At 71.2% G+C, this 10,438-nt stretch carries 13 protein-coding genes; 4 read left to right on the top strand and 9 right to left on the bottom strand.

The features are described from left to right. The 7 genes from ABZV34_RS35005 to ABZV34_RS34975 all read right to left on the bottom strand — a co-directional run. The coding region (locus ABZV34_RS35005) for a SpoIIE family protein phosphatase (RefSeq protein WP_356285924.1) at window positions 1–158 on the bottom strand (158 nt) is incomplete at its 3' end. A 281-nt stretch (window positions 159–439) separates the two neighbouring features. Then, the gene (locus ABZV34_RS35000; protein WP_356285921.1) at window positions 440–703 is read right to left on the bottom strand and encodes a hypothetical protein; all 264 of its coding nucleotides are present in this window, start codon (window positions 701–703) and stop codon (window positions 440–442) included. A 112-nt stretch (window positions 704–815) separates the two neighbouring features. Continuing rightward, the gene (locus ABZV34_RS34995) at window positions 816–1,175 is read right to left on the bottom strand and encodes an anti-sigma factor antagonist (protein WP_356285918.1); all 360 of its coding nucleotides are present in this window, start codon (window positions 1,173–1,175) and stop codon (window positions 816–818) included. Window positions 1,176–1,321: 146 nt separating this feature from the next. Then, entirely contained in the window at window positions 1,322–2,749 is a 1,428-nt protein-coding gene (locus tag ABZV34_RS34990) for a hypothetical protein (protein WP_356285915.1), read from the bottom strand. Then, the gene (locus ABZV34_RS34985) at window positions 2,746–3,972 is read right to left on the bottom strand and encodes a bifunctional glycosyltransferase family 2/GtrA family protein (RefSeq protein ID WP_356285912.1); all 1,227 of its coding nucleotides are present in this window, start codon (window positions 3,970–3,972) and stop codon (window positions 2,746–2,748) included. The genes ABZV34_RS34990 and ABZV34_RS34985 overlap by 4 nt, the downstream gene beginning before the upstream one ends. 247 nt (window positions 3,973–4,219) lie before the next feature. Beyond that, window positions 4,220–4,744 (bottom strand): hypothetical protein, encoded by a 525-nt coding sequence (locus ABZV34_RS34980; protein ID WP_356285910.1) that lies wholly within the window; start codon window positions 4,742–4,744, stop codon window positions 4,220–4,222. An 8-nt stretch (window positions 4,745–4,752) separates the two neighbouring features. Then, window positions 4,753–5,259: a SigE family RNA polymerase sigma factor gene (locus tag ABZV34_RS34975; RefSeq protein WP_356285908.1), complete on the bottom strand. Its 507-nt coding sequence runs from the start codon at window positions 5,257–5,259 to the stop codon at window positions 4,753–4,755. 208 nt (window positions 5,260–5,467) lie between these two features. On the opposite strand from ABZV34_RS34975, the gene ABZV34_RS34970 reads away from it, so the two are divergent. Further along, on the top strand, window positions 5,468–5,731 hold the full coding sequence (locus tag ABZV34_RS34970; protein ID WP_356285905.1) for a hypothetical protein: 264 nt from the start codon (window positions 5,468–5,470) through the stop codon (window positions 5,729–5,731). Between the two features lie 35 nt (window positions 5,732–5,766). Here ABZV34_RS34970 and ABZV34_RS34965 read toward each other — a convergent pair whose 3' ends face one another. Together ABZV34_RS34965 and ABZV34_RS34960 are read right to left on the bottom strand one after the other, a co-directional pair. Next, window positions 5,767–6,933 (bottom strand): FAD-dependent monooxygenase, encoded by a 1,167-nt coding sequence (locus ABZV34_RS34965; protein WP_356285902.1) that lies wholly within the window; start codon window positions 6,931–6,933, stop codon window positions 5,767–5,769. 84 nt (window positions 6,934–7,017) lie between these two features. Further along, window positions 7,018–7,149, bottom strand: coding sequence for a hypothetical protein (locus tag ABZV34_RS34960; RefSeq protein WP_356285900.1), 132 nt, complete (start codon window positions 7,147–7,149; stop codon window positions 7,018–7,020). Between the two features lie 685 nt (window positions 7,150–7,834). Here ABZV34_RS34960 and ABZV34_RS34955 point away from each other — a divergent pair. The 3 genes from ABZV34_RS34955 (at window position 7,835) to ABZV34_RS34945 (ending at window position 10,277) form a co-directional block, all read left to right on the top strand. After that, window positions 7,835–8,782 (top strand): NAD(P)-dependent oxidoreductase, encoded by a 948-nt coding sequence (locus tag ABZV34_RS34955; protein WP_356285898.1) that lies wholly within the window; start codon window positions 7,835–7,837, stop codon window positions 8,780–8,782. Between the two features lie 395 nt (window positions 8,783–9,177). Continuing rightward, complete coding sequence (locus tag ABZV34_RS34950) at window positions 9,178–10,005, top strand: alpha/beta hydrolase (protein WP_356285896.1); 828 nt, start codon at window positions 9,178–9,180, stop codon at window positions 10,003–10,005. Window positions 10,006–10,115: 110 nt separating this feature from the next. Next, on the top strand, window positions 10,116–10,277 hold the full coding sequence (locus tag ABZV34_RS34945; RefSeq protein ID WP_356285894.1) for a hydrophobic protein: 162 nt from the start codon (window positions 10,116–10,118) through the stop codon (window positions 10,275–10,277). Window positions 10,278–10,438 lie beyond the last annotated feature (161 nt).

The raw sequence follows: 10,438 nt of genomic DNA, 5'->3' as shown, positions 1-10,438 counted from the left end.
CGCTTCCCGCCGGGGGTGGCGGCGCGTGGACGGGCCTCGGTGGCGCCGTCGGTGTAGAGCAGCAGGGTGTCCCCGGCGCCGAGACGGAAGCGGACATCGGTGAGGCGGACCTCGGACAGGATGCCCAGGAGTGTTCCCGGCCGGCCGGCCTCCTGGATGCGGCCGTCGGCGCGGCGGATGAGAGCAGGGGGGATGCCCGGCCGTGCACAGGCGTCCGGCGAGGCCGTCGGCGGTGAGGCGGAAGGTGGCGTACACGGCGGTGAGGAACCGGCCGCCGCCGACCCGCTGGTCGAGCGGTGCGGAGTTCAGGCGGGTGAGCACGGTGGCCGGGGAGAGCTGCTGGGTGCCCTTCGCGCGCAGGTACGTGCGTCCAGGGCCGCGTCCTCCACCGCGAACGAGTCACCCTCCAGGCCGTCCAGGAAGTAGCAGAAGCTCTCCCTCACATGGTTCTGCCGCTCGTCGGCTGTGTGGCGTCGACGCCGACGCACGACTTCCAGAACGAGCGCCGGTCGTCGACCAGGGTGATGAAGGCGCGGCCGCAGCCGGTCACGGTCGCCGCCAGCGGCGCCAGGCTCGCGAACTCCGGCTCCGGTCCGGTGTCCAGCAAACCCGTCGCGACCACCGCCGCCAGCCGAACCGGATCCGACAACGCCGCCGGCGGTCCGTCGGCGCGCACTCCGCCCGGGAACGTCACACCCGGCATCCCCGCACGCCTCCAGTTTTTCCGTGGCCCCGCGCGGACATAGCGGGCATCGTCGGTGCTGGTCCCGGTACTGGTCGCCTCGACCGGCAGACCCCGCCGGCGCGCCGTGAGGTCAGCCCGACAGACGCGTCAGGGCGGTGGTCAGGTCGGGCTGGACATCGAAGCACTCGACCGTACCCGTGACGTCCATACGATGGTGGAACTGCCTGCTCAGGGGGCCGACGAGCGTCAGGTCACCCTTCTCGCGGGCAGCGAGCAGATGCCCCAGCAGATGTTCGTCGCCGAAGGCGAGACCGGCCAGATCCACGATCACCGGGCAGCCGGACCCGGCGGCCTCACCGAAGATCTCCTCCAGCTTCCCGGAGCTCGCCAGGTCGGCACATCCCCGCATGAGCATCACGAACGCCCTCGGCAGCTCGTACCGGGTGGTGATCACCACCAGCTCGTCCGAGGCCGTGGGGGAGGTATCCATCCGTCCAGCATCTCACCCCCGGCTCCCGACCTGTCGTACGGGATCTCCCAGCACGCCTCCCAGCACGCCTCGCGGCTCTCGCGCTCGCACCGGCGTCCGGTCCGGCGCCGGGTCGGGCCGAAGAGGTGGCGTCGCCGCAACGCCGTCTACGGAACGCCGAGTTCGAAGAGGGCGTACCCCGCGTACGAGCCGGAGGCGATCGCGGCGACGCCGAGGACGGCGCACAGCACCGGCGTACTGAGCCGGCGCATGCCGACGGCGCACGGGACGAACAGGGGGAAGGCAGGGAGCAGATAGCGCGAGACGTTGCCGAAGATCTGCTGGCTTCCCAGGACGAGCGCGATCGTCAGGAGGGTGTGGACGACGAGGACCGGTGGCGGGCGGAGCCGTAGCAGCAGCGGGAGGACGATCAGGGCCAGCAGCACCGTAGCGACGCTGACGAGGTCTTCGAAGGGAGAGGCGAAGAGGTAGTCGAAGTGGCCCACCGGCAGGGAGGTGAACACGTCGAGGGTCTGTTTGCCGTAGTCGAACGTGTGGGCCCAGGCGCCCTCCTGGAGCTTGAAGTACCCGCCGTAGTCGCCCATCCGGTACCCCACCCAGCCGAGGTAGCCGACCAGCCCGAGGGGGGCGATCGCCACGGCGGCCAGTGGGCGCGGGGTGATGCGTCGGCGCCTCTTCCCGTCCGGACCGGGAGCGTCGCCCCAGCGGCGGACGTCGCGCCACTGCCGGTGGACGGCCAGCAGGGCGGCGACGGCGAGCGCCGCGATCAGCGCGGTGGCCGTCGGGCGGGTGAGACCCGCGGCGCAGGTCAGAAGGCCGGCGGTGAGCCAGCGGTGGCGCATGACGGCGTAGCAGGCCCAGGCCGCGAGGGCCACATAGAGCGACTCCGAATAGGCCGACCACTCCATGCCGGAGGCGGGCCACACGGCCCAGAGTCCGGCGGCGGCGAGCCCGGCCCGGCGACCCCCGATCCGCGCGGTGACGCCGTGGATCGCCAGGGCGGCGGCGAACGAGGCGACGACCGAGACCAGCAGGCCGGCGCCGAACAGACCCAGACCGGTGCACCAGGAGACCAGCCGCATCAGGGCCGGGTACAGCGGGAAGAACGCCGCCGAATTTCCCTCGATGGTGATCAGGCCGGTGGCACCGGGCACCGGGACCAGCGCCGGGTGGTACCCGTGCGCGGCGATCTGCTGGTACCACCAGCCGTCCCAGGTGGCCAGGACGTCCCATACGTGGGCGCCGCCGCCGAAGCGGGGGTGTTTCCGGCGGAAGTCCCCGGAGGAGTCGAGCAGGTACATGAAGACGCAGAATCCGACGAGCTTCAGCGCACCGTACAGCGCGAGCACCGGACCGTGCCGCTCCGCCACCCGGCGCAGCCGCGGCCACCGGTGGGGAACAGCAGCGGGGGAGGGGGAGGGGGCAGGCGCGGTGCCGTACGACGGTCGCGTGACGGGTGAACGGCCTTCGGTACGACGCCTGTTGCCCAGGCCGTTGTCGTCATCCTCGTACTCGTACTCGTCCTCGTACTCGTCCTCGTACGGCGGAGATTCCGCGAGGCGCGGATCGTTCATCGGACCTCGACTCCCTTCGTGCCGTTGCCCGGGGCGGCGGTGAACACCCAGGCCCGCAGGAGCAGGAATCGCAGGAGCGTCGCGACCAGGTTGGCGACGACGAGCACCACGACCTCCGTGGGCCGTCCTGGACCCGGGACCCAGCGGTGCAGGGCGGCGAGTGACCCGCTGGTGAGCGCCAGGCCGAGGCCGAACACCGCCAGTCCCTTGGCGTGTTGGCGCAGCGCGCCGCCGCGCCCGCGCAGCCCGAAGGTGAGCCGCCGGTTCGCGGCCGTGTTAGCGACGGCGCAGCACAGGAGGGCCCACGCGTTGGCTCCCTGCGGACCCGTGACCGGACGCAGGGCCACGTAGAGCAGGATGTACCCGGCCGTGCTCGCGGCGCCCACGGCACCGAACCGCAGCAGCTGGGCGACGGGCGAGCCCGGCGGATCACCTCCGGTGGCCCGCCGCAGTCCCGCGGTCGGGAGCGCGCCACGGGCCAGCGCGCCACCGATCCTGGCGATTCCGCGCAGGTCCGCCATGGCCGTGGGGATCAGGTCGACCCGGCTGTCGGGGTCGTCGACCCAGTCGACCGGTACCTCGTGGATGCGCAGGCCGGCCCGCTCGGCGATCACCAGCAGTTCCGTGTCGAAGAACCATTCCGAGTCCTCCACCAGGGGAAGCAGTCGCTCGGCGACATCGCGCCGGACCGCCTTGAAACCGCACTGCGCGTCGGAGAAGCCGACCGCGAGGGCGGACCTCAACAGGGCGTTGTAGCAACGGGAGATGATCTCCCGTTTGGGGCCGCGCACCACCCGGGAGCCACGGGCCAGCCGGGTGCCGATGGCCATGTCGGAGTGGCCGGAGATCAGCGGCGCGACCAGTGGGAGCAGCGCCGTCAGTTCGGTGGACAGGTCCACGTCCAGGTATGCCAGGACCGGGGCCCGTGACCGCGACCAGGCGACGCGCAGAGCCCGTCCGCGCCCCTTCTCGGCCAGTCGTATCCACTCGGCCTCCGGGAGTTCGGCGGCCAGCCGGGCCGCGATCCGAGGAGTGGCGTCGGTGCTGGCGTTGTCGGCGACGGTGATGCGGAACGGGTACGGGAACGTCTCGCGCAGGTGCGTGTGCAGCCGCCGCACGCTCGGCTCCAGGTCCTTCTCCTCGTTGAACACGGGGACGACCACGTCGAGGACGGGTTCCGGGTGGTCCGCGGGCAGCGGCAGACGGAGCGGCAGGCTGTCCATGGCCAGTCCTGTCGAGGGGTTCGTCGAGGCGGGCCGTGTCGCATGGGGCATGGTTCGTCCAGGTCTGTGCGTCGGCGCAGGGCATCCCGAAGACGCTCACGGCAAAGCCGTGGTCACGGAGTACGGCTGCGGGCGGAGTGGGGAACGGGGCGCGGGACGGAAGGTTCCGCGGCCGGGGGTTCCGGGCGGAAGTCTCCGCGGCCGGGGGGTCGGTACGGCGTACGGTGCGGCGGCGGGCGAGCGGCGGTTACCCGGTGTCGGTCGCGTAGGCGGACGAGGACGACTCGACGGGCGTCGTCGGCGGGGGCGGCGTGATGCTTCCGCTCGGCGTCGACGGCGCCCGGGGAGGCGAGCTGGTGGTCGCGGTCCCCGAGGAAGAGGTACCGGTCGAGGTCGACCCGCCTGTCGAGGCCGGTGCCGTGGGTGGGGTGGTGGTGCTCGCGGTGTCACCGGGAGTGCTGGTGCCCGATCCGGTGGGAGTTTCGCTGGAGGGCTGGGTCGGGGTCGGGGTCGGCGAGACGTTCGGAGAGGGGCGGCCGGTCATGGGCAGCGGTGCCTGGGGCCGGTCGTCCTCCGGGGCGTGGGGGAACAGGAACAGACCGGCGCTGAGCCCGGCGACCGCGACCACGGCGCCCACGGCCATCTGCGCGGAGCGGACCCGGCGGCGGGTGCGGATCCCGGTCGTGAGGCGGTCCTGCTGTGCCGGCTCGAAGGGGGTGTGCTCCTCGGTGTCGCGCATCATCCGCGCCAACTCCCGCTCGAAGTGATCCATGTTTCCCTTCACTCCACCGGTTCGATGACGACGGCCAGGATCTGACGCAGGCGCGCCACACCGCGTGACGCGTGGGACCGGGCGGTGCCCAGCGGGCACCCCAGGATCTCCGCGACCTGTTTCTCCGGCAGGTCCTGGTAGTAGCGCAGCACCACGGCCGCCCTTTGCCTGGGCGGCAGTTGGGCGAGGGCCGCCTCCAGCCGCGACCGCTCCACCACGGTGGCGGACTCGTCCCCGACCTGCGCCAGGTCGGGCAGCTCGTCCACGGGGCGCTCGCCCCACCACCGCCTGCGGGCCGAGCGGGCAGCGGCGCGGGCCAGGATCTTGCGTACGTACGCCTCGGGCGCCTCGTCCGCGATCCTCGGCCAGACGAACCAGAGCTTGACCAGGGCCTCCTGGAGCAGGTCCTCGGCGCGGTGCCGGTCACCTCCGCAGAGCAGGCGCGCGAGGTGGATCAACGCCGACCAGCGGGCCGCGACGAACCCGTCGAAACCCTCGGCTCCAGCCTGTCGCATCCGCACCGTCCCCGCCCTTGCCAGCTTCGTACACCTGGTGAAAGACGTCGGTGAGCACCTCACTATGCACTTCCGTGACGTGACGCCGGTCACGTCGGGCGAGGAGACCGCGCTGCGGCCGGGAGAGCCTCGCACCCTGTCGCGGAGCCGGAGACGGTCACCCTGCTCGATGTGTACGGGGCCCTGGACGAGGGCGGTTGTCTTCGGGATGCGCAACAGCGAACCGAACCCGTCCTGTCCGGTCGGCTTCGGGATCCGGCCCACCCCGCGGCAGGGGTACGACGGCGTGGAGGACACCATGCGCAAGCGACTGGCCGGCACCACCATCGCCGACGTACTGCGGGACGTACGGGCCCAGGAGCGGGCGCAGCGCTCCTCACGTCCTCGGCAGGCGCCTCGGCGCCCCGATTGTTACGACCCCGGGTGTCACCGCAAAGGCTTCAATCAGTCGCTCGAGTCCGGTCCTTCATGAGGCCGCGCCGCCCGGCGAGCCGTGTGCCGCCGGAGTCAGTCGGAACCGAAGAACCGGCTCCCCCTCTCGGCACCCAACGTGGATCTCACCGCCAGGTCGAACCCGGCCTCGGACAACGTGAGGAAGCGGTCGAGCCGCCGTAGCTCCCAGTGCTCGAGCTCGGAGGCGGGCAGTGGCCGCGTCGGGGTCCACCCGCGCAGGGCGGCCGCCAGCCCCGCGGCGTCACCGAACGCCTTGGAGGTTCCCGAGGCGGTGTGGGGCCTGACCGTGCCCGCCGCGTCGCCGATCAGAGCCGCGTGGTCGGCCACCATGCGCCCTGGCGCGAGGTCGAACACCGGTTGCATGAAGACGTCCGACAGGTGCACCAGTTCGGCGAAGGGCGGCGGAAGCGAGACGTCGGCCTGCCGGGCGACCTGTTCGACGGTCTCGGGGAGCAACTCGCCCGGCGGCAGGAAGTGCGTGAATCGCTCTCCGGAGCGGCCGGTGAGCAGCCTCGGCAGCTCCGGCTCGGCGACATTCACGTACCAGACCCAGTTGACGCGCCGTGAGCCCTCCTCCCGCTCACCGTCGGCCCCCGGAACCAGGTGGCACAGCATCTGCATTCCGCTCGACGTGAAGAACGTGAAGCGGCCCGCGAGAAGGTCCAGCAGCTCGCTCGGCAGCGCGGATTCCGGTTCCAGGCCGCGCCAGGCCACGTAGCCGGCGTACTCGGGGCGGGAGACGGAGTCGAGCAGCATGCGGGTGGCCGACCCGATGCCGTCGGCGCCCACCAGGAAGTTGCCGCGCGCGGTGTGGCCGTCCGAGAACTCGGCCGTGACGTCGTGACCGCTCACCTGTACCCGTCTGAGCGTGCTGTCCAGGCGGTGGCAGACCCCGGAGAGCGGTTCTCGCAGCGCGCGGTAGAGGGTGTCCCGCGCGGTCATGAGCTGCGGAGCCCCATGACGCGCGGTCTTGCCGCGCGCGTCCAGCCGCTGACGCTCGTGGAGTTCGACACTCACGGAGGACGCCGGTCTGCCGAGACGGTTCAGCAGCGCGTCGACCTCCGGCTGCATGACGATGCCGGCGCCGCGTGCCGACGTCTGGTCCGCCGGCCGTTCGTAGACGGCGACCCCGGCCCCCACCTCTCGCAGTTCGTGCGCGGCCGCCAGACCGCCCACCGATCCACCGATGACCAGTGCTGTGAACTCGTTCGTCTCGGACATGGCGGACCTTTGCTGTGGTGGATGCGGGGACGCCTCGGATGCGGCACACCTGGAGCGACCGAGGGTGCGGCGGCCGGGCGGGGGTCAGCCGTGGCCGCGGATACCGAGGAGCGCCCGGCCGTTCGCCTCGAGGGGCCCGGCGTCGAGGCCGTGGTCCGGCAGGGACCGGACGGGTTCCGGCCGCGCCATGTCGAAGGGGTGGTCGCTCCCGCGCACGATTCGCTCCGATGCGGCCTGGGCCGCAAGCGGCCTCAGCACCTCGGGAGGTGCTCCGGCACTTCGATGTCGGCGACGCAGCGGCCGTTTCCCGTGCATGGCCTTTCGTCCTCGCGCCGTGTCCACTGATGCACCACACCGCACCTCTCACTGAGTCGGGTCGGGATCGCTGAGTCGGGTCGGGAGGGGACCACAGGGGATTCCCCTGCGTGGCGATCCGCCCGGGGGGACGTGGGGCACGACGGGTCGGCGGCACGGGGGGCATCCGTTCCGTAAATCTAGGCACATACCCCGCACACCTGCATGTCCGGCACGGCCGGCGCGTGTCAGGCGAGCGGGTGTCCGAGAGCGGGTCCGGCGGCCCGGCCGCAGAGCGCGTCGTCGTCGGCGGGGGAGTGCGCGGTGCGAGGCGCGGTGGCAGCGGCCCGGCGGCGGTACGGGCCAAGATGCGTCCGGTACGCGATGCGGACAGAATATGCGGGTCCGGCGCGCGGAGAGCCGGCCGTGCGGTCGGCCCCTGGCGAGTTCCCGGACGAGCCGGTCGTGGCGGTCACCGACGTCCGCGCGGCCCTGCCCACACCACCGGTCTGTTCGCCCAACCGCACGACGGCGTAGTGGAGTAGAGGTCGCGGCGGACCGGGACCTCATCGGGCGAGCGGTCTTCCTCCGGGAACGAGGTACGGAAATGGCTCATGTCACCCAGGACCCGCCGCGCGTCGGCTGGATCGGTACCGGTCGGATGGGCTTCCAGCTCGCCGCCCGGCTCCTCGACGCGGGCTACGACGTGGCCGTCCACAACAGGACGCGCGCCAAGGCCGAACCCCTCACGGAGAGAGGTGCGACGGTCGTCGACCGGCCGGTCGATCTGGCCGACCGGGACGTCGTCTTCACGATGGTCTCCGCCTCGCCGGACCTTCAGGCGGTCACCACGGGTCCCGGCGGGGTGCTGACCTCGCCGGACGCCGCGCCGGGTGTGCTGATCGACAGTTCCACGGTGTCCGCCGGGACGTCCGCGCTGATCCGGGAGGAGACCGCCCGGCGCGGGACGGACTTCCTGGCCGCCCCGGTGAGCGGGAACCCGAAGGTGATCGCCGCGGGCGGCCTGACGATCGCGGTGTCCGGCTCCCGTGAAGTGTTCGGCAGGATCGAGCCGCTGCTGGCGGCGCTGGGGCGCGGCGTGACCTACGTCGGCGAGGCCGAGGCCGCCCGACTGGTCAAGATCGCGCACAACGTCTTCCTCGGCGTCGTCACTCAGTCGCTCGCCGAGATCACCGTCCTCGCGGAAAAGGGTGGTGTCAGCCGTGCCGCCTTCCTGGAGTTCCTGAACGACTCCGTGATGGGCTCGGTCTACACCCGGTACAAGTCGCCCGCGCTGGTCAACCTGGACTTCAGGCCGACGTTCACCATGCCGCTGCTGCGCAAGGACCTGGAGCTGGGACTCTCCGCGGCCCGCGAGCTGGAGGTCCCGATGCCGCTGGCCGCCGCCACCGCCCAGCTCGTCGCGAGTGCCGTCGGTGCGGGACATGTCGACGAGGACTTCGCCGCCCTGATCCTGGAGCAGGCCAGGAACTCCGGCGTCACGCTCGTGGCGGAGGACGTGTCCGTCGACGACGGTCTGTCACCGCGGGACTGAGCCGTCGGCCGACACCGGCCGACGAGCACGACCGTGGGCGGGAGCCTGCGGGGCAATTCCCCGTGGGCTTGCGGAAAATGAGCCGGGACGGAATGTGTGAACAGAATGCGTGAGCGGGATTCGTGAGCGGGATTCGTGAGGGGGTTCATTCCGAGGGAGCGGCGAAGGGGAACAGACGGCGAACAGAGATGGCGGCGAACAGGGAGCACGGGAGCGTTTTCGACCGGAGTCGGCGACGGGAATACACGGCGCGCCGACGTGGTGCTTCTCGGGTAGCGTGGGTGAGTCGACGTGCACCATCCGGTCGTATCCCACCGCGGGATCCGGCGCCGAAGAGAGGCCGTCCTCCGCGGGTTCGATCGGATTCCCCGGTGACCATGGGAAGGAACCGCGCCGTGCCCTTCATCACGACGAAAGACGGAACCGAGATCTTCTACAAGGACTGGGGATCCGGTCAGCCGATCGTGTTCAGTCACGGCTGGCCGCTCACCGCCGACGCGTGGGACCCTCAGGTGAATTTCGTGGCGGACAACGGATTCCGCGGCATCGCCCACGACCGGCGCGGGGGTGGGCGCTCAGGGCAGACCTGGGAGGGGAACGACCTCGACACGTACGCCGACGACCTGGCTTCGCTGATCGAGGCGCTGGACCTGCGCGACGTGATCCTCGTCGGCCATTCCACCGGCGGCGGTGAGGTGGCCCGTTATATCGGCCGCCACGGCACGGGACGGGTCGCGAAGGCCGTCCTGCTCAGCGCTATCCCGCCCCTGATGCTCAAGACCGAGGCGAACCCGGAGGGCCTGCCCATCGAGGTCTTCGACGAGATCCGGGCGGGCGTCGCGAAGGACCGCTCGCAGTTCTACCAGGACCTCAGCGAGACCTTCTACGGCGCCAACCGCGAGGGCTCGACGGTCTCGGAGGGCACGCGTGACGCGTTCTGGATGTGGTCGATGCAGGTAGGCATCAAGAGCGCGTACGACTGTGTCAAGGCGTTCTCCGAGACGGACCTGACCGAGGACCTCAAGCGGTTCGACGTCCCGACGCTGATCGTGCACGGCGACGACGACCAGATCGTGCCGATCGTCGCGGCGGGCGAGAAGTCCTCGAAGCTGGTCAAGGACTCCACGTTCAAGGTCTACCCGGGCGCCCCGCACGGCCTGGCGATGGTGCCCGTGTTCGCCGACCGGTTCAACGCCGACCTGCTGGAGTTCGCCCGCGGCTGAGGAATTCCTGGACCGGACGGGTATGCGACGCACGGCATACGGGTGACTCGGAATGATTGTATGTATGCACGAGGGGCTGCGGGGAACAGGGGTATTCGGAGGTTGATCATATGGTTCCCCTGCTTCTCGTCCTACTGCTGGTTCTGCTTCTCTTCGGCGCGGGCTTCGCGTTGAAGATTCTCTGGTGGGTCGCGATCATCGTACTGGTGCTGTGGCTGGTCGGATTCGTCGCCCGTCCCAAGAGCGGCAGCGGTCGCTGGTACCGCTGGTAGCGAGCCGGATCGCGGTCGTGCTCAGGCTTGAAACGGTGGTGGGCGCCGTCCCCCCCGGGGGGGGGCCCCCCCCATTTTTGTGGCCCCGGGGGGGGGAATAACCCCCCGCCCCCCCCCCACCCCGGCGGGGGGGGCGGCCACCCCACCCCCCCCAACCGAAA

The sequence above is a fragment of the Streptomyces sp. NPDC005195 genome (assembly GCF_040608315.1).
GTDB classification, from domain to species: domain Bacteria; phylum Actinomycetota; class Actinomycetes; order Streptomycetales; family Streptomycetaceae; genus Streptomyces; species Streptomyces kaempferi.
Note: the sequence above shows the minus strand (reverse complement) of the source record. Positions and strands in the feature narration are given on the sequence as shown.

Bases quoted from the DNA above. Each gene is read 5' to 3' on its own strand.
- ABZV34_RS34955 (WP_356285898.1), top strand. From the start codon at position 7,835: ATGGCTCATGTCACCCAGGACCCGCCGCGCGTCGGCTGGATCGGTACC.
- ABZV34_RS34970 (WP_356285905.1), top strand. From the start codon at position 5,468: ATGCGCAACAGCGAACCGAACCCGTCCTGTCCGGTCGGCTTCGGGATC.
- ABZV34_RS34990 (WP_356285915.1), bottom strand. From the start codon at position 2,749: ATGAACGATCCGCGCCTCGCGGAATCTCCGCCGTACGAGGACGAGTAC.
- ABZV34_RS34945 (WP_356285894.1), top strand. From the start codon at position 10,116: ATGGTTCCCCTGCTTCTCGTCCTACTGCTGGTTCTGCTTCTCTTCGGC.
- ABZV34_RS34985 (WP_356285912.1), bottom strand. From the start codon at position 3,972: ATGGACAGCCTGCCGCTCCGTCTGCCGCTGCCCGCGGACCACCCGGAA.
- ABZV34_RS35000 (WP_356285921.1), bottom strand. From the start codon at position 703: ATGCCGGGTGTGACGTTCCCGGGCGGAGTGCGCGCCGACGGACCGCCG.
- ABZV34_RS34995 (WP_356285918.1), bottom strand. From the start codon at position 1,175: ATGGATACCTCCCCCACGGCCTCGGACGAGCTGGTGGTGATCACCACC.
- ABZV34_RS34980 (WP_356285910.1), bottom strand. From the start codon at position 4,744: ATGGATCACTTCGAGCGGGAGTTGGCGCGGATGATGCGCGACACCGAG.
- ABZV34_RS34965 (WP_356285902.1), bottom strand. From the start codon at position 6,933: ATGTCCGAGACGAACGAGTTCACAGCACTGGTCATCGGTGGATCGGTG.
- ABZV34_RS34975 (WP_356285908.1), bottom strand. From the start codon at position 5,259: ATGCGACAGGCTGGAGCCGAGGGTTTCGACGGGTTCGTCGCGGCCCGC.